The organism is Streptomyces sp. NPDC046977 (genome assembly GCF_040644455.1).
Classification (GTDB): Bacteria; Actinomycetota; Actinomycetes; order Streptomycetales; family Streptomycetaceae; genus Actinacidiphila.
Window position 1 is genome coordinate 59,823 of sequence record NZ_JBEYWO010000017.1, and the last position, 26,217, is coordinate 86,039.

The window sequence follows — 26,217 nt, forward strand, 5'->3', positions numbered from 1 at the left end:
TATTTGGGTGCACAACCCCGGGCACGCAGCCAACAGTGCCTGAGGCACCTAAATGTGCTGTCCAGAATGGCAGCCCCGGAGGCCCCGAACCCGGCCCCCCAACAACGCGCGTCGGGGCGACCGGACTTCCTGGGGCACACGGGCGGGAGGGCGGGGGAGAAACGGGTCTACAGGGGAGGCGGGCCCGTGCTCTCGCGCGGGCAAAGCGTGGGCGTCGGCACCTGCGACCTCCGCGCGCTCCCCCCGTCCAGCAGCGCCAGCAACTCCCCCGCCGCATGCCGCCCCACCCCCGGCGTGTCCCGCACCAGCGCCGTCAGCGGAGGGTGCGTGGCCCGGCACAGCGGGGAGTCGTCGAAGGCGACGAGCGACAGGTCACCCGGTACGGACAGTCCGCGCCGGGCGGCGACGGCCGCCCCCGCGACCGCCATCACGTCGTTGTCGTAGACGATCGCCGTGGGCGGATCGGCCCCGGCCAGCACGCGGTGGGTGACCTCCGCGCCCTGGTCGCCGGAGTAGTCCGTGGTGACCGAGCGGGCCGCGGTCAGCCCGAGGCGTGCGGCCTCGGCCCGCAGTGAGGCGATGCGGCGGGCGGTGTGGGCCAGGTGCGGCATGCCCGCGACGTGGGCGACACGGCGGTGGCCGAGGGCGTGCAGATGGCGGGCGATGGCCGCCATCGCGGCGGTGTCGTCGGCCCACACGGTGGAGATCCCGGGGTACGTGGCGGCGCCGTCCGGCGTGGTGCCGATGACGACCGCGGGCAGGCCCAGGGAGTCCAGGAGTTCGGGGCGGGGGTCGCCGGCGTGCGGGTCGACCACGACGACCCCGTCGACCCGCTGCTCGGCCCACCACCTGCGGTAGACGGCGCACTCCTGCGCGCCGTCCTCCACCACGCGGAAGAGCAGGCCGAGTTGGCGCGCCGACAGCACTTCCTGGAGGCCGGAGACGAGTTGCAGGAAGAACGACTCGAGCCCGAGGGTGTTCGCCGGCCGCGCGAGCACCAGGCCGACCGTGGCGGCACCCTCACCCGACAGTGCGCGGGCGGCGGTGCTGGCCCGCCAGCCCAGTTGCTCGGCGACGGCACGGACGCGGCGGCGTGTGGCGTCGGACACGCCGGGCCGGTCGTTGAGGGCGAAGGAGACCGCGCTCTCGGACACTCCCGCCCGGCGGGCGATGTCCTTCATCGTGGGGCGGCGTGCCGGCGGGCGCCGGTCGGAGCGGCCCGGGGGCACCGGTTCCGCCGCCATCGGGTACCTCCCGCCGTTCTCCGCCGCGTGTTCCCGTTGTGGGGTGCCAGTATCCACCAGGGGAACACCATGCGTTGCTATAGCGCTTGAGCGGATTGCCTCTAAAGCGCATTAGCAGTCCCTGTTCAATTTCTTCACCTGCGGCGTGACCTGGGGTTTTCCCCGACCAAAAAGCCTTTGCCCGGCTTGAGTTGACTTTGCCGGGGCGCGGTGCGAGTTTGGCGTGGGCGCCGGCGGCCGGCTCCCCCGGCCGAAGCCGGTCGAGGCACGGCTCTCCCCCGCCCGCCCGACAGCCCCGGCGTGCCGCCGCGCCCGCCCCTCGCCACCTGGAGCCGCCATGACCCCGCGTCTGGGCGTCAACTACACCCCGAGTCAGGGCTGGTTCCACCACTGGCTGGACTTCGACCTCGACGCGGTCCGCGCCGACCTCGACTCCATCGCCGGCCTGGGCCTGGACCACATCCGGGTGTTCCCGCTGTGGCCACTGTTCCAGCCCAACCGCGCGCTGATCCGGCCGCGGGCGGTCGAGCAGCTGGTCGCGCTCGCCGACGCCGCCGCCGAGCGCGGCCTGGACGTCAACGTCGACGGGCTGCAGGGCCATCTGTCCAGCTTCGACTTCCTGCCCGCCTGGACCGGCACCTGGCACCGGCGGAACATCTTCACCGACCCCGACGTCGTCGCGGCGGAGGCCGAGTACCTGCGCACCCTGGCCGCGGCCCTCGCCGACCGGCCCAACTTCCTCGGCATGACGGTCGGCAACGAGATCAACCAGTTCTCCGGACCGCCGCACCCGGACCCCGACCGGATCGGCCCGGCGCAGGCCGAGGCGTGGCTGCGCCTGATGCTCGACGCGTGCGAGCGCGGCGCCCCCGGCAAGCTGCATCTGCACGCCGAGTACGACGCCGCCTGGTACCAGGACGACCACGCGTTCACCCCTGGCCAGGCCGCCCGCCTCGGCTTCGCCACGGCCGTGCACTCCTGGGTCTTCAACGGCACCGCGCAGCGCCACGGCCACGCGGGCGTCGCCACCGAGCACCATGCCGCCTACCTCGTCGAGCTCTCCAAGGCGTGGGCCACCGACCCGCACCGTCCGGTCTGGCTCCAGGAGGTCGGCGCGCCCGCGCCGCTGATCCCGCCGGACCACGCGGCGGCCTTCGCGTCGGCCACCATCGCCAACGCGCTGGACTGCACCGATCTGTGGGGCATCACCTGGTGGTGCTCCCACGACGTCGCGCGGAGCCTCGCCGACTTCCCGGAGCTGGAGTACACGCTCGGCCTGCTCACCAACGACCGCCAGGTGAAACCGGTCGGCGCCGCCGTCGCCCGCGCGGCCGCCGAGCTGCGTTCGGCTCCGGTCCCGCTCCCGCGCACCACCGCGCTCGTCGTGGACGTCGGCGACCCCGGGACGGCTCCCCGCCGCGCCACCTGCGCCCCGGGGGGCGAGGTGTTCGAGGCGTGGGCGGCCCTCACCGCCCGCGGGGTCCGGCCGGCCCTCGTCCTGGCCGAACACGCCCAGGACCCGGCGCATCTGGCCGCGCGCGGCATCACCGAGGTCGTCACGGCCGCCGAGGCCCGCTGACACCGGCCGGTCCGGGACCTCTCTTTCCCCGGGGCATCGCCCCCTGTCAGACTCGGCCCGTGACCGAATTCGACCTGCTCGTCATCGGATCCGGCCCGGGCGGCCAGAAGGCCGCCATCGCCGCGGCCAAGCTCGGCCGCCGGGTCGCCATCGTCGACCGCCCGGACATGCTGGGCGGCGTCTCCATCCACACCGGCACCATTCCGTCCAAGACCCTGCGCGAGGCGGTGCTCTACCTCACCGGCCTGACCCAGCGCGACATGTACGGGCAGAGCTACCGCCTCAAGGAGGACATCACCGTCGCCGACCTCACCGCGCGCACCCAGCACGTGGTGAGCCGTGAGGTGGACGTGATCCGCAGCCAGCTGGCCCGCAACCGCGTCACGATGCTGGCGGGCACCGGCCGCTTCGTGGACGAGCACACCGTCGCCGTGCGCGACGCCTCCGGCCAGGACTCGCTGGTGACGGCGGGGCACATCGTGATCGCGACGGGCACCCGGCCGGCCCGGCCGGCCAGCGTGGAGTTCGACGACCGCACGATCATGGACTCCGACAGCGTGCTGAACCTGGAGCGGGTCCCCCGCTCGATGGTGATCGTCGGCGCGGGGGTCATCGGCATCGAGTACGCGTCGATGTTCGCCGCGCTCGGCACCAAGGTGACGGTGGTCGAGCAGCGCGACGGCATGCTGGACTTCTGCGACGTCGAGGTCGTGGAGTCCCTCAAGTACCACCTGCGGGACCTGGCGGTGACGTTCCGCTTCGGCGAGACCGTGGCGGCCGTCGAGCGGCACGCCACCGGCGCGCTGACCCTGCTGGCGAGCGGCAAGAAGATCCCCGCGGACACCGTGATGTACTCGGCGGGCCGGCAGGGTCTCACCGAGGAACTCGACCTCGGCAAGGCGGGTCTGACCGCGGACAAGCGCGGCCGGATAGCCGTCGACGAGCACTACCGGACCGCCGTGCCGCACATCTACGCGGTGGGCGACGTGATCGGCTTCCCCGCGCTGGCCGCCACCTCCATGGAGCAGGGCCGGGCCGCCGCGTACCACGCGTGCGAGGAACCGGTGAACGCGATGCGCGGCCTCCAACCGATCGGCATCTACACCATTCCCGAGATCAGCTTCGTCGGCCGCACCGAGGACCAGCTGACCGACGACAACGTGCCGTTCGAGGTGGGGATCTCGCGCTACCGCGAGCTGGCCCGCGGCCAGATCATCGGCGACTCGCACGGCATGCTCAAGCTGCTGGTGTCGCCCGAGGACCGCACGCTGCTCGGCGTGCACTGCTTCGGCTCGGGGGCGACCGAGCTGCTGCACATCGGGCAGGCCGTGATGGGCTGCGGCGGTACGGTCGACTACCTGGTGGACGCCGTGTTCAACTACCCGACGCTCGCCGAGTCCTACAAGGTGGCCGCGCTGGACGCGACCAACAAGATCCGCCAGATCGACCGGCTCACCGGCTGATCCCGCGCCGCGGGCCCCGGCGCTGTCCCGGGGCCCGCGGCCGGTGCGGCCGCGGGCGGCCCGTACGGCCTGCGGTTAGCCTGGGACGACGCATGCGCCACACCGCCTGACGGCGGCCAGGAGGTCGTCATGAGCGATCCCGCACGGGTTCCGGGCGTCGAGGGGGCGATCGTCCGCAAGGGCGACGCCGGCTACGAGGACGTCCGGGCCAGCCGTCTGTGGAACGGGTACCAGCCGCGGCGCCACCCCGAGGTGATCGTCCGCGCCGCGACCGTGCGCGACGTGCCGGCGGCCATCGCGCTGGCCCGTGCCGAGGGCCTGCGGGTCGCGGTCCGCACCGGCGGCCACAGCTGGTGCGGCACGCCCCTGCGCGACGGCGGCATGCTGCTGGACCTGTCGGCCCTGCGGCGCTGCACCGTCGGCCCCGGGCAGGCCACCGCGACCGTGGAACCCGGCATCCGGTCCGCGGAACTCACGCGTGTCCTCGCGGGCGCCGGCTTCGCCTTTCCCACCGGCCACTGCCCCTCGGTCGCCCTCGGCGGCTACCTGCTCAGCGGCGGCCTCGGCTGGAACTCCGGTGAGTGGGGCCCGGCGTGCGCGAGCGTGCGGGCGATCGAGGCCGTCACCGCGGAGGGCGAGGTCGTGCGCTGCGACGAGCGGGAGAACGCCGGCCTGTTCTGGGCGGCGCGCGGCGCGGGACCGGGATTCTTCGCCGTCGCGACCGCCTTCCGGCTGGCGCTGCGGCCCTTGCCGGCGGCGATCGCCGCGACCTCGTACGTGTGCCACCTCGGGGAGGTCGAGAGCCTCACCGACTGGATCGCCGACGCCGCGGCGGAGCTGCCGCCGAACGTGGAGGTCGCGTTCGTCCTGCTGACGGATCCCGGCTCGGGCGAGGTCGTCGTCTCGCTGACCGGTACCGCGTTCGCCGGCTCGCACGACGAGGCGGCCCGCGCACTGGCAACGCTGGCGCGGGCGCCGCTCAGCACCGCCCCGCTGCACCGGGCCGTCGCGGAGCCCACGTCCATGGAGGCCTTGTACGCGCGGGCCGCGTCGGCCTGGCCGGAGGGGCACCGCTACGCGGTCGACGCGCAGTGGTCCCAGGCCGACCTGGGCACGCTGCTGAGCCGGCTCGGCGACGCACTCAGCCACGCGCCCTCGGCGAAGTCCCTTGTCCTGGCGCCGCTCGCGCCGGCCTCGCGGAACCCGGAGCTACTGCGGGACATGGCGTTCGGCGTCCTGGGCGACGCCAAAGTCGCGGCGTACGCGATCTGGGACGATCCGTCACGGGACGAGGCCAACGTCCGCTGGCTGCGCGAGGCGACGGCGTCGGTCGCCCCGCTGGGGACCGGGCACTACATCGGTGAGGCGGACCTGTCCGCGGACGCGTCGCGCGCCCGCAGGTCGTACCGGGCGGCGGACTGGGCGCGGCTGGCCGAACTGCGCGCGAAGTACGACCCCGACGGGGTCTTCCACGCGTTTCCGTAGGGCCGGAGGCCACCGAGCACCGGACGCGGCAGGGCCGCCACCTCCTGCGAGGTGACGGCCCTGTCGTACTGTCACTGCGTTGCTCGGTCTGCTCCGATGGTCAGACCTCAGCGGTAGAAGCCGTAGCCGCCCCAGCCGCCGTAGCCGCCGTAGCCGTGGCCCCAGCCACCGCCCCAGCCGCCCCAGCCACCGTGGCCCCAGCCACCGTAGCCGCCCCAGCCGCCCCAGCCGCCGTGGCCCCAGCCACCGCCGCCCCAGCCGCCGCCCCAGCCGCCGTGCGCGACGACTGCCTGCTGCGTGGCTGACTCATGCGGCGTGGCCGCACTTGCCGCGGACGCTCCGGCGAATGCCAGCAGCGGAGCAACAAAGGCCGCTGCGACAATCCTGCGAGTGGTGTTCTTGTTCGCGCGCATGTCGTTCCCTTTGAGGTGTGAACGTTTAAGGGGTGCGACCAGAAGGACTGGTCGCCGCCGCACCGGCTTCGTGCGCGTGATTCCGGTGCGACCGGGATGTGCCCGGGTCCTCGGGACGGGGCACACCATCACTGGTGTGGAACGCCGTATCCGATGTGCCTAGTTGGAAGCGTCCCATTTGCACCGTAGGCACGTTCGTGGCCCAGAGTCAAAGGTTTCCGACAAATTACGCGAACTCGGACAAATAAACATGCTTTTCGAGGGGTGGGACCGACTCGTTCTGACGCGTCGTCCGCAGCCCAAATCCCCTTCCCCTGGGGGGATTTGGGCGCCGCCTCAGGACCGCCGGACGCACACGGTTCACACCGGCGACACAGCGTCACGACTACCGAGAGTGCGCGATCAGCCTGAGGAGAGTTGCTCGGAAAGCTTCTCCGAGACGGTGTCGACGAGGTCGCCCACCGTCCCCATCCGCTCGACCTCGGCGGCCAGCAGCATGACCCCCACCTTGCGCTCGACGGCGTCGGCCGCCCGCTGCTTGCCCCGGTCCCCCAGGCGGAGCCCGCCGAAGGTCGACTCGGCGCTCACCTCGTCCACCGTCACGCCCGCGCATTCGGCGACGGCCTTGCGGACGATCTGTGCGACGTCATGCGCCATGTCCCTGTGCCCTCTTCCCCATCGGCTGCTGCGGGGTACGTGTACCCCGGCGGTCGCACGGCCATTACCCCGGAAGCAGCGGGCAACGCGCCCGCGGCGGTCACAAATCGGAGGCAGGCGGCAGCGTCCCGTACGCACGCCGGAGCGCACGGGAGCAGCGGGATCACAGAGAGAGGGGGGAGAGGGGAGGCGAAGCCCGGACGGGCCGGCCCGCGCCGGCAGGGCAGCCGGCCGTACGAACAGGCAGCGGCAACGGGCAGCGCGAGCGGCGGCCGGAACGGGTCAGTGGGTCTCGTCCGGATGCAGATTCTTGATCTTGATCCAGTCGCGGCTGCGCCGCCCCGGCAGATAGGGACTGGTCAGCCTCTTCGCCACGATGCCGTCGTACCCCTCCTGCCGGATGTGCTGCAGCGCCTCCGCGGCCATGGCCGGCCAGTAGGGCGGGACGGCGACGAACGGGCCGGACATGCCCAGGTCGTCCAGCAGGGCACGGCGCGCGGTGTACGGGGAGTGCAGGACCGGCTCCCCCAGGTGGAGGATGTCGTAGACCATCAACCGGGCCGGCATGTCCGCGGCGGCCTGTTCCACGGCCGCCGGGTGCCGCAGGCTCATCCGCCGCTGGAGCCGTTCCATGGACGGACCGCCGTGCTTGCCCAGGGTGATGATCTCGCCGTCGAGGACGGCGACCAGCCCCGGTGGCAGCACGTCGGGCAGCTGCCGCAGTTCGGGATACACGCTCGTGACGTCCTGGCCGATCCCGGAGATCAGCCGAACCCGGCCGTCCCCCGGCAGATGGACAAGAACTCGGGCACCGTTGAAGAGCGGCTCGAACCCGTACTGCGCCTCGTCCTCCGGCCCGGGCAGCGGACCGGCCACCGCCAGCATGGGCGACCAGGACGGCAGGGCAGCCTGCTCCACGGAACCCGCTGGTAGGCGGGTACTCATAGGTCAAGCGTCCCACCAACCGGCCGGGTCCGCGACGAGGGCGCAAAGCTCTGGCCAGTGGTGGGGGTCCCGGGCCCGCCACCCGGCTGTTTCCCCGGCGTCCGGCGGCGACCCGCCCCCGCAACTGATGCCCCGTCAGGTCACGTGGGGGCGGCGCGACTCAGAGCCAGCCGCGGCGGGCGGCCTGCCAGGCGAGCTGCATCCGTGTGTCGGCGCCCGCGAGCGTCATCATGTGCTGGATGTGGCGCTGCACGGTGCGCCTGCTCAGCCCCATCTGACTGGCGATGGCCTTGTCGGCGACACCTGCCACGAGCAACGAGAGCAGCCGGCGGTCGGTCTCGGTCAGCGGATCCGTGTCGACGACCCCGTCGCTTCCCTCGACCCCGCCGGAGGCACTGACGTTCAGCGGGACCGCGGTCTCCCAGTAGCGCTCGAAGAGCGAGATGAGCGCCTCCAGCAGGCTGCTGCCGCGCACGAGGGCGGCCGTCGCCACGCTGGGACTGCCCTGGGGCCCGCCGGGCACCAACGGGCAGATGGCGATGGCCCGGTCGGCGACCGCCAGCCGCAGCGGCAGGTGCGGGACCGAGCGGGCGACCTCGCCGGCGCGCACCCCCTCCACGACGTTGTCGACGGCGCCCTCGTCGTCGAAGAAGGCCTGCTCGTACAGGACGCGATAGCGCACCCCGCGGGCGAGGGCGTCGTACTCGGCGCGGTTGCTGCCCGAGGGCATCGCCACGTACTGCGCCTTGCAGAACCAGAGCATCTCGTGGCGCGCGTTGTCCTGCATCTGCCGCAGGTGCTGGCGCAGCGCCTCCGCTCCGGTGATGACCTCGATGAGCTGGCCCGGGTCGTGCCTGCGGCGGGTGCTGCGGTAGCTGTCCAGCAGGTCGGTGACGGCGGTACGGGCCTTGTCGAGCGCGTCCGCGTTGCGCTGCAGCCGCGGCAGCAGTGCCACGTCGGGCGGTACGGCGGCGTAGTGCAGCGGATCGCGGTCGGTGGGGCTGGCGAGTCCCTTGCCGCGGAGGGCCGCGAGGACGGTCTCGACGGAGTCGCGCGTGAGCCCGGTCCGGTCGGCGACCTCCTGCGCCGACGCGGTCGCGGTCCCGACCAGGAGCCGGTACACCGTCTCCTCGATCGCCGTGAGACCTGCCGCCTCCAGCATGCCGTGCCCCTCCCTCGCCGCTGCCGGCCCTCAGAAGCGGAACGGCCCGTTGAAGTTTGCACCGCGAGCCACCACCGGGCAAGCAAACAGCGGGTGCCCGGGGCTTCCGCCCGGGCACCCGCCGTCGTTCAGCCGTTCCGCCGGGCCGGCGTCACCGCCCCGAGGAGGGGCCGCGGTGCAGGTACGCGCGGTCGACCGTCTGCCGCACGGAGTTGCCCCCGGCGTCCGCCGCCGTCACCCGCAGGCTGACGTACGCGTCCCCGCGCACGCCCGACGGGCGCTCGACCTCGGCGGTGAAGTGCGTGCCGCCGTGCCCCGCGGTGCGGGCCCGGTGCCAGGTCCTGCCGTCGTCGTACGACGTCTCCACCGTCAGCGTGACCCCGCGCGGAGCGGCCAGGCCGTCCGGCATCCGCACGTCCAGCCCCAGCGTGTGCGACCGCCGTGCGTCCACCGCGTTGCGCACGTCCACGGGCGCGCTGTAGTCGACCTGGAGCAGCGGCAGCAGCGTGGCCGTCGCCGCGGTGTCCGAGGTGAACGTCCAGGACGTCCTGGTGCCGGTGCCGAACTGCCAGTCGGCGGAGGTACGGGCCGTGGTCAGGTCCAGCCGGTAGCCGGCCTTGCCCGCGGGCACCTCGAATCCGCCCCAGGCCCCGGTGTCGGACTGCGCCACGAGCCGGCCGTTGCGGTACACCTCGGCGCGGGCCACGTCGTTCGGGTCGCCCACCGCGGAGACCGCGGCACCGGTGCCGACACCGCCACCCAGCGAGCTCGCCTCCGCGAACGACCAGTGGCCGGACTGGGAGTCGGTGAATTCCGGAATGTACAAGGACAAGGTGTCCCCGTTGCGCACCGAGCCGGGCCAGCCCGTCACACCGTGCGGGATCGACGGGCGCACCGGCCCCGCGAACCACTGCTCAGCGGCGTGCTGTCCGGGCCGGTAGGTGTGCGCGGCGTCCTGCATGCCGACGCCCAGCTCGATGTCACGGTCGAAGACGGTGTCGTGGTGCACGGTGTGGCTCCACAGCGTGTCACCGGCCGTCACGTACTCGATGCGCTGCTGTCCCGCCGGCACGTCGCGGCTGTACTGGTTCCAGGCGAAGTCCTGGTAGGGGCGCCAGCCGAAACGCTGCTCGCTCGCCCAGGCCGAGGCGCCGGTGCGGGTGTAGGAGGCCTTCACCACCGCGCTGTTGCGTTCGTCGACGGTGTACACCACCTTCTCGGGCACACGCTGCGAGGACACCTGCATCACGTCGTACAGGTAGGGGCTCTTCACCGTGCCGGAGAAGTCCACCGTGGTGGTGCGCCTCCCGGCGCGCCCCAGCAGGTCGGTGCCCTCCGTGAAACCGGCGCGCATGATCGGCAGTGCGAGGCGGTCGCCCTCCGGCGCCCAGCGCGTCCAGGGGTAGAAGCCCTCGGGCACGACGAGCATCAGCGCCTTGGCCCCGGCGTCCGCCGCGGCCTTCGCCAGTTCGCGGTCGTTGCCGAAGTCGTAGCGGACGACAGCGAGCTTCCCGCGCACGTGGGCGGCCTTGAGGTCCGCGGCGGTGCCCGCACCGGCGTCCACCGCGGTCAGCCGGACGCCCTTGTCGTCGAAGACCGGAGAGCTCGGCAGGTAGTACGGGGCGAAGGGCGCCGAGGTGCCGGACACCTTCGCCCGCAACTGCGGTGCCGTCATCTGCCAGCGCGAGGCGAACTCGAAGGTGCCGTCGGTGACCTGGGCGGTCGGGCTGACGTAGATGCGCTTGGCGACGTCGAAGAACATCACGCCCTGGATCAGGCCGTGGCCCTCGATGCGCCGGTACGTCTGGTAGCTGAGGATCCCGCGCTGCTCGGCGGGCCGGGGCGTGCGGATCTGCACAGGGGTGACCTTGGAGGCGTCCAGCGTCACCGTGGTGTCCTTGGCCACCTTCACCTGCGGGTTGATCACCTCGACCAGTTCCTGGCCGTCCTCGGCCCTGTCCAGGGTGCTGAAGTCGACCTGGTAGGTGCCCTCCTCGACGATCGCGACCGCGGGGTCGGCGCTGGTGTACGAGACGAAGCCGTCCTGGCCCCAGATCGTCGGCAGCCAGCCCGGCAGCACCTTGCCCGCGCGGTCGCGGGCGATCACGGTGAGCCGGTGCAGCGGCGCGTGCACGACCAGGGAGAGCGTGGTGTGGGCGAGGACGGTGCCGTCCGCGCCGGTCGCGGTGACGTAGCCGTAGTAGGCGCCCCGCCTGGCGTCCTTCGCGTCGGTGCTCAGCGGCACGTCGGCGGAGGCGCCGGGGGCGAGGTGCACGGTGCTCGCGCCGGGCGCGACGACACCGGCCGTCAGGGCCACGCCGTCGGAGTTGGCCAGCGCCACGCCCAGCTTCAGGTCCACCGCCTTGCCACCGGTGTTGGTGTAGTGCAGGGTCGCCGACTGCTGCTTGCCACCGCCCACCTGGACCGCGGGGAGCAGCACGCTGCCGGTGGCCGTGACCGCGCCCATGGCCGCGGCGACGTCGATCCGGCCGCCGCCCTGCTCGGACACCTTCGTGCCCGGCACGGTGTGCGCGGTGCTGATCAGCGCGTCCTTCAACTGCTGCCCCGTCCAGCCGGGGTGCATCTGGGCGATCAGCGCGACGGCACCCGCCACGTGCGGGGTCGCCATCGACGTACCCGACGCCGCCGTGTAGTTCGCGTCGACCGGGTCGCCCATCGTGGTCCCCGCGGCGCGCGCGGCGACGATGCCGACGCCCGGCGCCGTCACATCGGGCTTGACGGCCTTGTCGCCCAGGCGCGGGCCGCGGCTGGAGAAGGAGGCGAGGGAGTCGTCACGGTCCACGGCGCCCACCGTCAGCGCGGCGTCGGCCGCACCCGGCGAACCCACGGTGGACTCGCCGTTCTCCCCCGCGTTGCCCGCCGCGACGACGAAGAGGGTGTCGCCCGAGGCGGAGAGCGTGTTGAGGGCCTGGCTCATCGGGTCGGTGCCGTCGGTCTCCTCGTCCGAACCCAGGCTCATGTTGACGACCTTGGCGTGCTCGGCGGCCGCCCACTCCATGCCGTCGATGACCTGCGACTCCGAGCCGAAGCCGTCGTCACCGAGCACCTTGCCGATCAGCAGCTCCGCCTTCGGCGCCACGCCCTTGCGGGAACCGGAGGACGCCGCGCCCGTGCCGCCGACGATCGACGCCACGTGCGTGCCGTGCCCGAAGTGGTCCACGGTGTTCCCGCTGCCCGAGAAGTCCTTCGACTCCGCGATCCGGCCCGCCAGATCGGGGTGAGCGGCGTCCACACCGGTGTCCAGCACGGCCACCTTCACGCCCTGGCCCTCGTACCCGGCCTGCCACGCCGCCGGCGCGTTGATCTGCGCGGTGCTGCGGTCCAGCACCGGCGCGACCCGGCCGTCCAGCCACACCCGCGGGGTCGCGGCGGCGCGGGCGGTGCCCTGGGCGTCGCCCGGGTTCAAGGCCTTCCAGAAGGCGCCGAGGTCGTCGTCCGCGACGCGCAGGGACCGCGCGCCGATGCTGGCGAGGGTCCGTGCCGGGGCCGACGCCTCGTTGAACGCGGCGACCCGGTCGGCGACGGCGGCCGCGGCCTTCTCGCTGCTCGCCGTCGTCCGGGCCACACCGCCGCGCGGGGCGGCGGAGACGATCAGCGGCAGCGCGGAGGTGCGGGCCTCGTCGTAGCCCTGGGCGATCAGGGTGGAGACGTCGAAGAGCCGGCGGTCCAGCGTCCCGGCGGAGACCAGGTCCGCGGCGTCCGACGGCAGCACCGTCAGGTCGCCGCCGTCCTCCTGGTACGTGCGGAACACGATGCCCTCGCGGCCGGGTCCGGGCTCCACCGAGGCGGCGCTGCGGCCGCCGGCCGCCGGCGTCACCGTCACGCGGTCGCCGGTCACCAGGCGTACGGTCACGGGCGGGGCGCCCAGGCCGCCGGCGGGTCGCGCCGCGGTGTCCTGGGGCGTCCGGGCGGAGGCGGTCGGTACGCCTCCGGCGGCCAGCAGCAATCCTGTCGATATTGCCGCCGTCAGGCGGATCCATGCCATCAGCCAAGCACCTTTCGTACAGCTGGGGGTCACGCGCTGTCCGACAGAATCTGCTGTGGCGGTGGGCATGTCACTGACCTCAGGTGTCACAGCTGCGACATGTCCCAACGGCGCCACGGGGTGCGGTCGGGGCGCCGTTAAGGTGTCAGTGCCGCGTTCTGCCGCCCGAGGCGGGCGCTCAGGCCGCCGCGCCGCGGAAGCCGCGCCGCGCCAGCTCCGCCCGCAGGGCACGGACGCCGTGGTGGGTACGGGACTTGACCGTCCCGCGCGGCACGCCCAGCTGCGCGGCGACGTCCTCGCCCGCCTGACCCATCACATGGACGCGGACCACCACTTCGCGGTGCGCGGGGGCCAGTGCGCGCAGGGCACCGACCAGGACGCTCCGGTCCTCGACGGCGCCGGCGTGGTCGCGGACGGGCGCGAGCGCGGTGCCCGCGAAGTCGGCGGCGGTGACCCCGACCGGTACGGAGCGGTCGCGGCGGCGGTGGTCGACGGCGAGATTGCGGGCCACGCGGAAGAGCCACATGCGGATCGGCCGACCGTCGGAACCGAGGCGTCCGGCGCGCTGCCAGGCCCGCAGCAGGGTCTCCTGGAGGACGTCCTCGGCGGCGTGCACGTCACCGCCCATCAGGCCGCCGACGTAGCGTCGCAGGCTCTCGGTCTCGGCAAGGAGACGGTCCGCGAGGTCCGGCCGCCCCCCTTCCGCGTCGTGTGGTGTGGGGGTCACGGCGCCGGCTCCCGGAGGATCTCATCGGCCCTGGCGCACGGACTCGTTCCAGCAGATGGGGTGAACGAAATCGCCCGCCAGGGCGTGCTGTACTTACGAGGTTGGCGAACAGTCGATCATTTGGCGAGGGTCTTAAGACGACGTTCGCTCAATGTGCATGCTCCGGCAGAAGTTGCGCGGACCTGCGCCTCCATGCTTCCCGGCAGCCTCACCGATACGACAGGAGACGATGTGCCGTCCCCATCCGAGCCACGGCACCCCGAGGTGCTCGAAGGAGCACCCGAAAGCTTCAGCGAGCAGTTCGCCCGGCGCCCCGCGCTGCCCCGCCGGGGGCTGCTGCCGGGCAAGCGGGTATGGGCCGCGACAGCCACCGCGGCCGCGGTCGTGGGCTGCGCGGTGCTGGTGGTCCCCGTACTCGCGCAGATAGACCTGTTCCCCGATCGCGGCACCGATGACAGCACGTCGGTGGCCGTCGGCATGCCGGCCGCCTCCGTGTCCGCCGGTACGCCGGAGGACACGGCATCGAACCCGTCCGCGCCCTCCGGGTCGCACTCCGCCGGCAGCAACACCGGCCCCCAGAACTCCGGTCCGCGCGGCCAGGTGAACGGCACGGCCGGCGGTTCCGGCACGGTCTTCAGCGGCGGCGGCTCCACCGGCACCGTCAGCGGCGGTGGCAGCACCGGCGGTGGCGCGGGCGGCACGGGCACGGGCACGGGAAGCAGCGGAGGCACGGGCGGCGGCGGAACGACCGGCGGCGGCAGCACCGGGGGTTCGGGCTCGTCAGGATCCGCCACCGGCTCGGGCTCCGGATCCGCCACCGGCTCGGCGTCCGGGTCCGGGTCCGGCTCCGGCACCAAGTCCGGTTCCGGGTCGGGCGGTTCGCCCACCAAGCCCACCGCCACACCGACCAAGACGCAGCAGAGCGTCTCGGCCCCCGGCGTGCGCATCCGCAGCTCCGCCACCGGGCGCTGCATCGACATCACCAACGCCGCGGACGGCATCGGCCGCGACGGCAGCCGCCTGCGGATCTGGGACTGCGGTAGCAGCGCCTCGCAGAAGTGGGACTTCCGCTCCGACGGCTCGGTCCACTCCCTCGGTCTGTGCATGGACCTGGCCTGGGCGTCCACCGACGACGGCACGGCCGTCCAGCTCGCCAAGTGCAACGGCGGCTGGGCCCAGAAGTTCGTGCTGAACAGCGCCGGCGACCTGGTGAACCCGCACGCCGACAAGTGCGTCGACGTCGTCGACAAGGGCACCTCCAACGGCACGAAGCTCCAGCTGTGGACCTGCTTCGGCACCTCGAACCAGAAGTGGTACCGCAACTGACGGATCGTCCTGCCGGGGTCGGGCCCGCCGGATCCTCCGCCGCCTCCGTGGCGCGGAGGCGCCGGCGGGCCCAACTGCTGCGACGGGCCGTGCACATGCCGCGCGCACTCCCGGAAACCCCTCCGGCCGGAGAATCCTCCCCCACTTCCGGGGTATCCGTCGGAGGCGGGGTCACGACGGAGGAGGGGCTCAGTGGTGCGGTCAGTGTTGCGTCGGAGATCGTCAGAACCAGTCAAGCCGGCCAAGGCGGCCCAAGCCGCCAAGGCACCGGCGCCGAGGCGCCGTTCGGTGCTGGCGACGGTGGGCCGCTGGGCCGCGATGGCGGTGGCGTTCGTCGCCATGGTGGCCTTCGGCGCGGTGCTCGCCCGCGCGACGCTCTCCCCCTCGTACGCCTCCGAGGGCCTGGCGCACGCCAATCTGCACCCGGGAGCCTCGCTCCGCCAGTACTACGAGCGCTACACGGTGGCGGGCGCGGTCCGGCAGGTCGGCGGCAACGTGCTGCTGGGCATGCCCTTCGGTGTGCTGCTGCCGGTGCTGGCCCCCAAGGCGCGCGGCGCCCTGCGGGTCGTGGTGACCACGGGGCTGGTCATGGTCCTCGTGGAGCTCGCGCAGGGCGCGGTGGTGCAGGGCCGGGCCTTCGACGTCGACGACGTGATCATGAACACCACGGGCGCCCTGCTCGGCTACCTGCTCCTCGGCCGCCGGCTCGGCCGGATCGTGCACGCGATGCCGGAGCCCGCTCCGGCCCCCGCTCCGGCCCCCGCGAGCACACCGCGCAGGACCGCCCCCGCCAAGGGCGGCGCCGCTGCCCCGCGCAAGCCCTTCCGGCCCTTCGCGACCGTCCGCCGCGGACTGGCCAAACGCTCCTGACCAGTCCGTGAGCAGCCTGCGACCAGCCGTTGAGCAGCATGGAATGCGTCACATTCGGGGCGGGAACGCTTCCCAGCAAGTCCGGCATTTTGATACACACGTTTGATTCACCCCCGAGTGCCGCGGGAGCGGGCGAGCGACCATGAACCACAACGATTCCCCGGACCAGCTCCACACCTTCGAGCTCGACTTCACCGAGCACGAGACGGCCCGTCGCGCCGAGGTCGTCGCCGCCCTCGGCGACGACTGGGATCCCGTCGAGGTCCTGCGCGGCGAGGACGAGGCGCACCGGCTGCTGTACTCGGGACTGGACGAGGAGCAGGAGGCGGTGCACCGCATGCTCGTCGCGGCCGGCGTTCTGCCGGCCCGCGAGGAGACCGGGAAGGACGACGGTGCTGCTTCCGATTGACCCCTCCGCGGACCCGGGCCGCCGGGCCTGGATCCCGTGCCCCCGCTGCGAGGACCACGCCGAGTGCGCCACGTGTGCCGCGGGCCGCAACTGCCCCGACCACTGGCGGTACTTGCTCTCCAACCAGGGCCCCGTGGTGCATCTGCAGTGCCCGTCGTGCACGCACATGTGGTCCTGGGACAGCGGCTTCGGCGCGCACCACCGCACCGCCGGCTGAACCACCGCCGGGAGCGCTTCTCCCCCGGCAGGCGACCCGGCGCGGGGTGTGAAACGCTCGGGAGGTGGGCTGCCCCCGTCCGCCGGGGAGCAACCGTGGACCTCGAGGAGGCAACCATGGAGACCGACGCCCTCACGGCCGGAACCCTGCGGGAGCTCCGCGCGACCAGGCCGTATCCAGCGGTGTCGCTGACCATGCCTACGCACCGGCGTCCGGACAACGCCCAGGACGCGGTGCGGCTGCGCAATCTCATCGCCGAGGCCGAACGCCGGGTCGAGAACGACCCGGACGCGTCCCGGCGGACCCGGATGAACATCAAGGGCCAGCTCCAGCGGGTCGCGTCCGAGGTGGACCTGCGGCATTCGCTCGACGGTCTGGTCATGTACGCCACAGAGGACGACCACCAGTTGTGGGTGCTGCCGCGGCCGGTGCCCGAGCGCGTCGTCATCAGCGACAGCTTCCTCACCCGGAACCTGGTCGCCGCCAAGGCCCGCGCCCGCCCGTACTGGGTGCTGGGCGTCGCCGCCGACCGCGCGACGCTGTGGAGCGGCAGTGGGCACTCGCTCCAGCCCCACGAGGGCGACGGCTTCCCCGCGGAGCCGGAGCACCTGGAGTGGGACCCGGAGCGGCTGGAGCAGATCGGCGACTACCCGAGCACCTTCAGCAACGAGGAGACCCGGCGCTTCCTGCGCACCGTCGACAGCGCGCTGGCCGCGCTGCTGGGCGCGGACGCCCGCCCGCTGTACCTGGTGGGCCTGCCCGACGCGGTCGGGCTGCTCAAGGAGGTCGGCACCGCCTCCGACGCCGCCGTGGCCACCGTGCTCAAGGGCGGCCTGACGGACGCCCCCGAGCCGACCCTGCTGGAGGAACTCGCCCCCGCCCTGGACGAGTTCGCACGCCAGGAGACCGAACGGGTGGGCGCGCGGCTGGAGGAGGCCCGCAGCCGCCGCACCTTCGCCGCCGGACTGGACGAGGTCTGGGAGTCGGTGTGCGAGGGCCGGGCCGAGCTGGTCGCGGTCGAGGAGGATTACCAGCGCGTCGTACGGCTGTCGGACGGCCACCTGGTCCCGGTCGACGGCGACGCCGACCAGGCCGGCGGCTTTGAGGGCGGCGTGCGCGAGGACATCGTCGACGAGGTCGTGGAGACCGCGCTCGACAAGGGCGCCGAGGTCGTCCTCCTGCCGCCCGACACGCTCGCCGAGCACGAGCGCATCGCGGCGGTACTGCGCTACTGACGCGTCCCGGCCGCACCCGCGGATGCCGCGGGTGCGGCCGGGACCGACGGCGCGGCGCCGTCCGCCGCGGGTCAGGAGGCCTCGACGGCCGCCTTGATGCGCTGCCCGAAGGCGGGCGCGTCCTTGCGGGCCGCGCTCAGGGCCAGTCCGGCGAGCAGCTTGCCGATGCCGTGCCCCTCCAGCTCGTTGAAGATGCGCACCCGTGTCACGCGCTCGCCGACCGGCTCCAGGTCGTAGCCGCCCTGCACCGCGGTGACCAGGTTCTTGGACTGCTCCGCCCAGCGGATCCGGTTGGGCGCGTCCAGCACCGTGATGCGGAACTCCCGCCGGGACTTCATGCCGGCGTCCTTGACCACGCTGGTGAAGATCGTGCCGACGGTGGTCGGACCGGCCGGGCTCTTCCTGATCTCCTGCACCCGGGGGCTGAACTCGGGGTCGTGCGTTCCTTCGGCGAGGTAGGCGAAGACCTCGCCCACCGACCGGTCGATCTCGACCACTGCCTCGAACTGTCCGCCCATCCCGACTCCTTGATGGCTCACCCCCGCGACGCGGACGCGCCGTCGCGGGCGGCGCCCGCCTGGCGCCTCTCCGTCACGATAGGTCCTCGCCGGTGCCCGGGCACCCGGGACGCCCGGCACGGCCCCGGCGGACAACGGTCGCCGCGACGGTGAGTACACGACGCGTACCGCACGTATGGAGGGTGGGCCCGGGTCGCGGGTCCGCGTACGGATGCGGAAGTAGGGGTCTGGGTGAGGCGCACACGGCGTGGCGTGCAGCGCGCGATACGGCTCGTGGCCGTCGCGGGAGTCGTCTGCGGCGGGGTGATGGTGTCGCAGTCCGGGGCGAACGCGTCACAGGACGGCGGTGGCGGCCGGCGGGTCCTGGACGCCCCGGCGGACGGCGCGCAGAGCGTGGGCAGCGCCGCCACCCTCGCCAGAGAGCTGGAGAGCCGGCTCGGCGACTCCCGTACCGCGGGCAGCTGGGTGGACGCGCAGGGCCGCGCGGTGGTCGCCGTCACCGACGACGCGTCGGCGGCGGAGGTGACCGGGGCGGGCGCGCAGGCGAAGGTCGTGCGGTACAGCATGCGCGAGCTGACCGCGGCCGGGGAGACCCTCCGTGAGGCACCGCGGGTCGCGGGCACGGCGTGGTCGGTCGACCCGAAGTCGAACACGGTGGTGGTCCTCGCGGACACCACCGTCTCGGCCGCCGACTGGTCGCGGCTGAAGGAGGTGGCCGACGGCATCGGCGGCGCGGTCCGCATGGAGCGGACCACGGACACGTTCACCACCCGCACCGCGGGCGCCGCCCCCATCTTCACGCGGGGAAGCCGCTGTTCCGCCGGTTTCAACGTCACCAACGGCAAGGAGACCTTCCTGCTGACCGCGGGGCACTGCGGCCCGGTCGGCACCACCTGGTTCGGCGACAACCGGGGTGCCACCGGGGTCGGGACGACAGTCGCGAGCTCCTTTCCCGGCGGGGACTTCTCCCTGATCCGCTACGGCGGTCCCGGCGACGGCACCGCCGACGACGACCGGACGAGCGCGGTGAACCTCGGCGACGGCCGGGCGGTACGGATCAACGGCGCGGCCGAGGCCCTGGTGGGACAGCAGGTCTTCCGCAGCGGCAGCACCTCTGGCCTGCACTCCGGCCAGGTCACCGGCCTGAACGCGACCGTCAACTACCCCGAGGGCCAGGTCGGCGGGCTCATCCAGACGACGGTCTGCGCCGAGCCCGGGGACAGCGGCGGCCCGCTGTTCGCCCAGAGCCTCGCGCTCGGCGTCACCTCGGGCGGCAGCGGCGACTGCACCTCGGGCGGCATCACCTTCTTCCAGCCCGTGACGACCGCGCTGGCCGCGCTGGGCGTCGGTATCCCCCGTGCCACGGACAGCGACGGCACGGCCCCGGCCGACCAGGACGGCGGGCCGGCCCCGGCCTCCTCCGCGCCCGCCGCGGACCCGGCCACGGGCACGGGCACGGGCGCCGGCGGCGCCACCCCGGGCGGCGGGAATCCGCAGGACACCCCCAACGGGCAGGCGACGCCCGCGGCCCCGGCCGCACCGGCCGCTCCCGGGGCACAGGGCAGTCAGAACGCCCCGGCCGCTCCGGGGACCGCCGGGTACCCGGGCACCGCGGCCGACACCTCGGCCTTCGCCGCCATCAGCAGCGGCCGCGGCATCGGCCCGGGGGTGCTCGTGATCGCCATCAGCTTCCTGGGGCTGCTGGCGACGCTGTGGATCAGGCCCGCGGGCGGCGGAGGCGGGCACGCGTACCGCGGCCAGTGGAATTGACCACGGAAGGGCAAAGCTTTCGCCCGCCGGGCGCGCGACGACGCAGGATGGAGGCATGACGATCATTTCCCGCGCCCGTTCCTTCGACAAGGCGGCCGCCCTGTACGCGGCGAACCGCCCCTCCTACCCGGTGGCCCTGCTGGACGCCCTGGAGGAGGTCGCGGGGCGGCCGCTGGCCGGTGCCCGCGTGGCGGACGTCGGCGCGGGGACCGGGATCGCGACGGCCCTGCTGCACGCCCGCGGCGCCCGGGTGGTGGCCGTCGAACCGGGCGACGGCATGGCCGCCCAGTTCCGCCGCTCACTGCCCGGCGTGCCCGTGGTGCGCGGCGAGGGCGACCGGCTGCCGCTGGCGACCGGCGCCCTGGACTTCGTCACGTACGCGCAGGCCTGGCACTGGACGGACCCGGCGGCGTCGGTGCCGGAGGCGCTGCGGGTGCTGCGTCCCGGCGGCGCCTTCGCGGTGTGGCGCAACGACTTCGACCGCTCGGCGCCGTGGCTGGCGGACCAGGAGGCCCGGCTGCGGGGGTACTTCGGGCACGGTGGCGGCGCCCTGGGCGGCGGGGCGAAGGACCGGGTGCCGGAGGGGCCGGAGTTCACCGTGCGCCGGGTGGCCTGGACGCGGCAGGTACCGCTGGACGTCCACCTCGGGAGCCTCGGCAGCCATTCCGCGTTCCTCGTGCTCGGCGAGGAGCCGGCCCGGGACTTCCTCGCCGCCGAACGGGAGCGGCTGACCGCGCTCTTCCCCGACGGCACGGTCGAGGAGCCCTATGTCGTCACCTTGGCGGTCGCGCTCCGCTGAGCCCCCGCCCCGGCCGTTGGCCGCCGCCGGTTGATCAGGACGACTCCGGCGATCCCGAGCACCCCGCCGGCCAGTTCGGCCCAGCGCGGCGTCTCGCCGAGCCAGACGAAGGCGACGGCGATGGCGACCGGCGGGACGAGGTAGAGCGCGGCGGTCGAGACGGCGAGCGTCGTCCGGGCGACCGCGTACCCCCAGAGCACGAAGCCGAGCGCGGAGGGCAGCAGGCCGAGCCAGAGGGCCGCGCCGAGAGCGGCGGCGGGCGCGTGGACCGCCGCCGTCACCGTCCCCGGCGCGAGCGGCAGGAGCAGCGCCGTCCCGGCCCACATCGCGTAGCAGGCGACCTCCAGGCCCGTGCGATGGCGCAGCAGTGGCTTCGTGGCCACGTGGTAGAATCCCTGCACGACGGCCGCGGCGAGCACGACGAGGGCCCCCGCGGAGACGTGCGCGCCGCCGTGGGCGAGGGCGATGACAGCGGCGCCCGCGATGGCCACGAGACTGCCGGCGACGATGCGGACGGTCAGCGCCTCACCGAGGCAGGCGGTGGCCAGCAGCACACTGAACACGGGCGCGAGCGCGACGAGCAGGCTCGCGGTGCCGGCGGACACGTGGACCTCGCCCCAGTTCAGCAGCACCTGGTAGGCGCTCATGCCGGTCAGCCCGCACAGCGCGATGAGCGGCAGGTCGCGCGCCCGCGGCCGCCGCACCCCGGTCAGCGGCGCCACGAGGGCCAGCGCCGCGGAGGCGACGGCCAGGCGCAGGAACGACAGTCCCGCGACGCCGAGACCGTCGAGCCCGACCCGGATCGCGGGGAAGGCGGACGCCCACAGCACGACGGTGCCGGCGAGGGCCAGGGAGTGGCGGGCATTCTTCACGTCCCCAACTGTCCCCAGTAGGATGACAAAGATCCAGTTACTCTTTCTATGCGGAACAAGAAGGTGAGCTTCGTGCTCGATGTCCGCCGGCTGGCCCTGCTGCGCGACTTCTCCGTGCACCGCACCGTCGCCGCCACCGCCGAGGCCCTGCACCTGACCGGTCCCGCGGTCTCGCAGCAACTGGCCGCGCTGGAGCGCGAGGCGGGCGTCCCCCTCCTGGAGAAGCACGGGCGCACGCTGCGGCTGACCGCCGCGGGCCGGCTGCTGGTGGAGCACGCCGAGGTGGTCCTCGGCGACCTCGCGTCCGCCGAGGCCGCCCTCGACGGCCTGCGCGGCGGGGACCGGGCCCCGGTGCGCGTCGCCGCCTTCCCGTCCGCAGCACGCGTCCTGCTGCCCGACGTCTGGGCGCGCCTCGCCGCCGAGGCCGCCGCGGACGGCACGGGACCCGCCGAACTGCGCATCGCCGAGCACGAACCGGACGCCGCCGTGGGCGCGCTGCGCCGCCGCGAGGCGGACATCGCGGTGGTCCACGCGTACAGCCTGCTGCCCCGCGACGTCCCCGCCGGGTGCGAGCAGCACCGGCTGCTCGACGAGCCGGTGCTGCTGGCCCTGCCGGCGGCCCTCGCGGACCGCCTGCGGCTCGCCCCCGGGCAGAGCGCCGACCTCGCCGGCCTCGCCGCGGAGAACTGGCTGCTGCCCGGTCCGGAGACCTCCTGCCACGAGCTGACCCGGCGGGCCTGCGGGGCCGCCGGGTTCGTCCCGCGGCCGGTGGCGCTGGCGAGCGACTTCGCCGTGCTCACCGCCCTCGTCCGGGCCGGGGCGGGCGTCGCGCTCGTGCCGCGCATGGCCCTTCCCGCCGCCCTGGACGGCGTCAGCCTGCACCCACCGGCCCGCCCGGTGACCCGCACCGTCTCCGCCCTGCTCGCCTCCGGCACCTCGCGGCAGCCGGCACTGCGCCGGGTCCTGGAGTGTCTCGTGGCCGCCGCCGGGGCAGCCGCCTAGCGTGGAGCGCAACCCGGCCCACCGAACGCAAGGAGTACCCGTGAAGAGCGCCCAACTGCTGGTAGACGCCTTCGGCCGGATCCAGGAGGTCGTCCACGAGGCCGTCGACGGCCTGACCCCCGACGAACTGCACGCCCGTCTGGAGGGCCGCGCCAACTCGATCGCCTGGCTGGTCTGGCACCTCACACGGATCCAGGACGACCATGTCGCCGACGCCGCCGGCACGGAGCAGCTGTGGACCGCCGACGGCTGGGCGGACCGCTTCGACCTCGGCCTGCCGCCGTACGACACCGGGTACGGGCACGTCCGGGGGGAGGTCGACGCGGTGCGGGTGACCTCGGGCGAGCTGCTGACCGGCTACCACGACGCCGTCCACGACCACACCGTCGGCTATCTGCGCACCCTGCACGAAGCCGACTTCGAGCGTGTCGTGGACGAGAGCTGGGACCCGCCCGTGACTCTCGCCGTCCGGCTGGTCAGCGTCGTCTCGGACGACCTCCAGCACGCCGGCCAGGCCGCGTTCCTGCGCGGTCTGGCCGCCCGCCGCACCCGCTGAGCGACCGGACCGCGGCGGATCAGCCCTTCGTGGCGGCGGTTTGCCCGGACTCGTCGACGGCGCTGAGCGGCACCGCCAGCGACTCCAGGCTGCGGCGCTCGGCGCGCACGCCGATGGCCGCCTCCACGCACCCGGCGACGATCATCAGCACCGCGCCGATGCAGAAGGCGAGCGTCGTGTCGGACGGCTTTCCGCTGCTGACCAGCCCGTTGAAGAGGAGCGGCCCGGTGATGCCGCCGAGCGCCGTGCCGACCGCGTAGAAGAACGCGATGCACAGCGCGCGGGTCTCCAGCGGGAAGATCTCACTGACCGTCAGGTACGCGGCGCTGGCACCGGCCGAGGCGAGGAAGAGCACGGCGGTCCAGCAGGCCGTCATCGTGAACGCGCTGAGCATGCCCTGCTGGAACAGCCAGGCGGTGCCCAGCAGGAGGATGCCGGAGCCGATGTAGGTGCCGGAGATCATCGGCTTGCGGCCGACCGAGTCGAAGAGATGGCCGAGCAGCAGCGGCCCCATGAAGTTGCCCACCGCGATCACGGCGAAGTAGTAGCCGGTGCTGCCGTTGGGGACGTCGAAGAACGTGGTGAGGATGACGGCGTAGCCGAAGGTGACGGAGTTGTAGAGAAAGGCCTGGCCGGCGAAGAGCGCCAGACCGAGCACCGTGCGCCGGGGATAGGTGCGGGTCACCGTCCGGGCGATGGTGACGAAGCCGATGTCGCCGCGCGGGGTGATGAGGATGCTGCCCTCGGGCTCCGGGAGGGGCCGCCCGGTCTTCTCGTGGATCTCCCGCTCCACGTCGGCGACCAGGCGTTCGGCCTCCTCGGCCCTGCCGTGGACGAACAGCCAGCGCGGACTCTCCGGCACATGGCGGCGCACGAGCAGGATCACCAGGCCCAGGACCACACCGATGGCGAAGGAGAGGCGCCAGCCGACGTCGGTGGCGAACAGGGCGGTGTTCAGCAGCGCGATGGACGCGAAGGCGCCGACCGCCGCGCCGATCCAGAAGCTGCCGTTGATGATCAGGTCCACCCGGCCGCGGACCCGGGCCGGGATCAGCTCGTCGATGGCGGAGTTGATGGCCGCGTACTCGCCGCCGATGCCGAAGCCGGTGAAGAAGCGGCAGAGGATGAAGAACCAGGCGGTCCACGAGAACGCCGTGACCGCGGTCGCCGCGAGATAGACGGCCAGGGTGACCATGAACAGCTTCTTGCGGCCGAGCCGGTCGGTGAGGCGGCCGAAGTACAGCGCTCCCAGGCACGCACCCGCCACGTACACCGCCGCCGCGAGGGTGGTCACCTGGGCGGTGCTGATGTCGATGCCGCTGCCGGACTCCGCGAGGCGGCCGGCGATGTTGCCGACGATGGTCACCTCGAGGCCGTCCAGGATCCAGACAGTGCCGAGCCCGATCACGATGCGCCAGTGCCAGCGCGTCCAGGGCAGCCGGTCCAGCCGGGCCGGCACGTCCGTACGCATTGCTCCCGGTGGATCGGCGTGCGCGGTCGACCCTGCCATGGGGCCACCTCCTGGGCGTTCGGCGTGCGCGGCGGGTTCCGCAGGCGCGCCTTCCCGCAGGTGGGACCGTTCATGCCGGGGGCAGGGCCGGTGCGGGCCCGGGCGCGGCGCCCACGGGCAGCCCGGACGGAACGTCAACCGCTTTGAGGAGAAAGGGAGTTGAGGGCTCGGCAGCGGAAGGATCACCGGGTAACGGTTTTCACGGAAGCCCCGCAGAAACCACCCGGTCTCGCTAATCTCGCCGCTCACGGAAGGCGTCCGTCCGGCAGCCCGGCACCGCCGCCGTCCCCCGGTCCGACAGCGACGGAGCACCCCACGTGACAGCCGCAGAGCCCGACGGCCACGACGGCCTCGAAGGCCCCGACGACGAGGATCTGGACGTCTTCCAGCCGCGCCGCCACACCCCCGGCACACACCACCACCCGGTCCCCGGCTTCGACGACGAGGCCTGGACGCGGGCGGCGTCGCGCCGCCGGCTGGGCGTCGACCTTGCGGCACCGGGGCGGGCGGAGCCGGCACCCCGGCGCCAGACGCGGGCGCTGCAGCTGGTCACGGGCACTGCGGTGGTGGCGGTGTGCGCCCTGCTCGCACCGCTGGTGCTCCACCACGCGGCACCGGCGCCCGGCGAGACGGCCGCCGAACAGGCCGCGCCCGGCCGGCCTCCGGGCGGCCCGGCGGCCGCGTCCGGAACGACCACGGAGGCCGCCGCGAAGGCGTCGCCGTCACGCTCCCACCCGCACTCCGCCCCCCGGATCCAGCCGGTCACGACCCGGCTCCCCGCCGTGACCCCGCCTCCCGCGGACGGCGGCTCAGGACCCGCGCACAGCACGCCCGCCACACCCCGGGCGACCCCGAGCCACCACCGGGCGGACGGCGAGGACGGCGAGGGCTCGCGGGCGCCGCGCGGCCACAGCCTGTCCCTGCAGTCCGCCGACCACCCCGACCGCTACTGGAGCGCCCTGGACGGCACCGTCCGCCTCGCCCCCGTCGGCGCGTCGTCCTCCCGCGCGACACGCCGCGCCGCCACCTTCGTGCTCGTCCCCGGGCTGGCCGACGCGCGCTGCGTCTCCTTCGCCACCCCGGACGGCGACTACCTGCGGCACCAGGACTTCCGCCTCCGCGTCGGCCGGCCGGACGGCTCGGCGCTCTTCCGCGAGGACGCCACGTTCTGCGCCCGGCCCGGCGCCTGGCGGGGCACGGTCTCCTTCGCGTCGTACAACTACCCGGACCGCCTGCTGCGGCACCGCGACTTCCGCCTGCGCATCGACCCCTACCGCCACGACGACGGGTACCGCGCGGACACCTCCTTCCGGATCGCCCCGCCCTGGGCGTAGGCCCTGTCGTCACACGTCCGGGTAGCCCGTCCACGCCGCCGACCAGGTGACGGCTCTCCGCCTTGCGTTGCACCGCACTTGGGGGAGCTCATGTGACGACCCGGCCTAGCGCAGTACC

Annotated in this window: 23 protein-coding genes; 13 read left to right on the plus strand and 10 right to left on the minus strand. The window is 73.6% G+C overall.

Features of this window, described 5'->3' with window-relative positions:
• Positions 1-167 precede the first annotated feature (167 nt).
• On the minus strand, positions 168-1,244 hold the full coding sequence (locus ABZ883_RS24130) for a LacI family DNA-binding transcriptional regulator (RefSeq protein ID WP_360909318.1): 1,077 nt from the start codon (positions 1,242-1,244) through the stop codon (positions 168-170).
• Between the two features lie 337 nt (positions 1,245-1,581).
• Here ABZ883_RS24130 and ABZ883_RS24135 point away from each other — a divergent pair, with 337 nt between their 5' ends.
• From ABZ883_RS24135 to ABZ883_RS24145, 3 genes are all read left to right on the plus strand, one after another.
• Positions 1,582-2,823 (plus strand): glycosyl hydrolase, encoded by a 1,242-nt coding sequence (locus tag ABZ883_RS24135; RefSeq protein ID WP_360909319.1) that lies wholly within the window; start codon positions 1,582-1,584, stop codon positions 2,821-2,823.
• A 59-nt stretch (positions 2,824-2,882) separates the two neighbouring features.
• Positions 2,883-4,286 carry a Si-specific NAD(P)(+) transhydrogenase gene (sthA, locus tag ABZ883_RS24140; protein ID WP_360909321.1) on the plus strand — a complete coding sequence of 468 codons (1,404 nt, stop codon included), beginning with the start codon at positions 2,883-2,885 and terminating at the stop codon, positions 4,284-4,286.
• A 129-nt stretch (positions 4,287-4,415) separates the two neighbouring features.
• Positions 4,416-5,771, plus strand: a complete 1,356-nt coding sequence (locus tag ABZ883_RS24145) for an FAD-binding oxidoreductase (RefSeq protein ID WP_360909323.1) — start codon at positions 4,416-4,418, stop codon at positions 5,769-5,771.
• 107 nt (positions 5,772-5,878) lie between these two features.
• On the opposite strand, the gene ABZ883_RS24150 is transcribed toward ABZ883_RS24145, so the two are convergent.
• From ABZ883_RS24150 to ABZ883_RS24175, 6 genes are all read right to left on the minus strand, one after another.
• Positions 5,879-6,184: a hypothetical protein gene (locus tag ABZ883_RS24150; protein WP_360909325.1), complete on the minus strand. Its 306-nt coding sequence runs from the start codon at positions 6,182-6,184 to the stop codon at positions 5,879-5,881.
• Positions 6,185-6,586: 402 nt separating this feature from the next.
• Positions 6,587-6,841, minus strand: a complete 255-nt coding sequence (locus ABZ883_RS24155) for a hypothetical protein (RefSeq protein ID WP_360909327.1) — start codon at positions 6,839-6,841, stop codon at positions 6,587-6,589.
• Positions 6,842-7,123: 282 nt separating this feature from the next.
• Positions 7,124-7,759, minus strand: coding sequence for a hypothetical protein (locus tag ABZ883_RS24160; RefSeq protein ID WP_360909329.1), 636 nt, complete (start codon positions 7,757-7,759; stop codon positions 7,124-7,126).
• Between the two features lie 187 nt (positions 7,760-7,946).
• Positions 7,947-8,948, minus strand: a complete 1,002-nt coding sequence (locus tag ABZ883_RS24165; protein ID WP_360909331.1) for a helix-turn-helix domain-containing protein — start codon at positions 8,946-8,948, stop codon at positions 7,947-7,949.
• 151 nt (positions 8,949-9,099) lie between these two features.
• Complete coding sequence (locus tag ABZ883_RS24170) at positions 9,100-12,954, minus strand: S8 family peptidase (protein WP_360909333.1); 3,855 nt, start codon at positions 12,952-12,954, stop codon at positions 9,100-9,102.
• Positions 12,955-13,132: 178 nt separating this feature from the next.
• On the minus strand, positions 13,133-13,681 hold the full coding sequence (locus ABZ883_RS24175; RefSeq protein WP_360909335.1) for a sigma-70 family RNA polymerase sigma factor: 549 nt from the start codon (positions 13,679-13,681) through the stop codon (positions 13,133-13,135).
• A gap of 231 nt (positions 13,682-13,912) precedes the next feature.
• On the opposite strand from ABZ883_RS24175, the gene ABZ883_RS24180 reads away from it, so the two are divergent.
• From ABZ883_RS24180 to ABZ883_RS24200, 5 genes are all read left to right on the plus strand, one after another.
• Complete coding sequence (locus ABZ883_RS24180; RefSeq protein WP_360909336.1) at positions 13,913-15,007, plus strand: RICIN domain-containing protein; 1,095 nt, start codon at positions 13,913-13,915, stop codon at positions 15,005-15,007.
• A gap of 204 nt (positions 15,008-15,211) precedes the next feature.
• Entirely contained in the window at positions 15,212-15,877 is a 666-nt protein-coding gene (locus ABZ883_RS24185; protein WP_360909338.1) for a VanZ family protein, read from the plus strand.
• Between the two features lie 142 nt (positions 15,878-16,019).
• Positions 16,020-16,286 (plus strand): DUF6400 family protein, encoded by a 267-nt coding sequence (locus tag ABZ883_RS24190; protein ID WP_360909340.1) that lies wholly within the window; start codon positions 16,020-16,022, stop codon positions 16,284-16,286.
• The gene (locus ABZ883_RS24195) at positions 16,273-16,503 is read left to right on the plus strand and encodes a hypothetical protein (RefSeq protein ID WP_360909596.1); all 231 of its coding nucleotides are present in this window, start codon (positions 16,273-16,275) and stop codon (positions 16,501-16,503) included. The genes ABZ883_RS24190 and ABZ883_RS24195 overlap by 14 nt, the downstream gene beginning before the upstream one ends.
• A gap of 116 nt (positions 16,504-16,619) precedes the next feature.
• Positions 16,620-17,738 carry a chemotaxis protein gene (locus ABZ883_RS24200; protein WP_360909342.1) on the plus strand — a complete coding sequence of 373 codons (1,119 nt, stop codon included), beginning with the start codon at positions 16,620-16,622 and terminating at the stop codon, positions 17,736-17,738.
• Between the two features lie 71 nt (positions 17,739-17,809).
• On the opposite strand, the gene ABZ883_RS24205 is transcribed toward ABZ883_RS24200, so the two are convergent.
• A complete protein-coding gene (locus tag ABZ883_RS24205; protein ID WP_360909344.1) occupies positions 17,810-18,256 on the minus strand; it encodes an SRPBCC family protein in 447 nt (148 codons plus the stop codon).
• Between the two features lie 231 nt (positions 18,257-18,487).
• Here ABZ883_RS24205 and ABZ883_RS24210 point away from each other — a divergent pair, with 231 nt between their 5' ends.
• Positions 18,488-20,026 carry a S1 family peptidase gene (locus tag ABZ883_RS24210; RefSeq protein WP_360909346.1) on the plus strand — a complete coding sequence of 513 codons (1,539 nt, stop codon included), beginning with the start codon at positions 18,488-18,490 and terminating at the stop codon, positions 20,024-20,026.
• A gap of 55 nt (positions 20,027-20,081) precedes the next feature.
• A complete protein-coding gene (locus ABZ883_RS24215) occupies positions 20,082-20,825 on the plus strand; it encodes a class I SAM-dependent methyltransferase (protein WP_360909348.1) in 744 nt (247 codons plus the stop codon).
• Here ABZ883_RS24215 and ABZ883_RS24220 read toward each other — a convergent pair.
• A complete protein-coding gene (locus ABZ883_RS24220) occupies positions 20,792-21,697 on the minus strand; it encodes a DMT family transporter (protein ID WP_360909350.1) in 906 nt (301 codons plus the stop codon). The genes ABZ883_RS24215 and ABZ883_RS24220 overlap by 34 nt on opposite strands.
• 48 nt (positions 21,698-21,745) lie before the next feature.
• Here ABZ883_RS24220 and ABZ883_RS24225 point away from each other — a divergent pair, with 48 nt between their 5' ends.
• The gene (locus tag ABZ883_RS24225) at positions 21,746-22,699 is read left to right on the plus strand and encodes a LysR family transcriptional regulator (RefSeq protein ID WP_360909352.1); all 954 of its coding nucleotides are present in this window, start codon (positions 21,746-21,748) and stop codon (positions 22,697-22,699) included.
• Positions 22,700-22,739: 40 nt separating this feature from the next.
• Entirely contained in the window at positions 22,740-23,255 is a 516-nt protein-coding gene (locus ABZ883_RS24230) for a DUF664 domain-containing protein (protein WP_360909354.1), read from the plus strand.
• A 19-nt stretch (positions 23,256-23,274) separates the two neighbouring features.
• On the opposite strand, the gene ABZ883_RS24235 is transcribed toward ABZ883_RS24230, so the two are convergent.
• Positions 23,275-24,765, minus strand: coding sequence for an MFS transporter (locus ABZ883_RS24235; RefSeq protein WP_360909356.1), 1,491 nt, complete (start codon positions 24,763-24,765; stop codon positions 23,275-23,277).
• Between the two features lie 317 nt (positions 24,766-25,082).
• Between ABZ883_RS24235 and ABZ883_RS24240 the strand changes: the two genes are divergently transcribed.
• On the plus strand, positions 25,083-26,099 hold the full coding sequence (locus tag ABZ883_RS24240; protein WP_360909358.1) for an AbfB domain-containing protein: 1,017 nt from the start codon (positions 25,083-25,085) through the stop codon (positions 26,097-26,099).
• Positions 26,100-26,217: the final 118 nt, after the last annotated feature.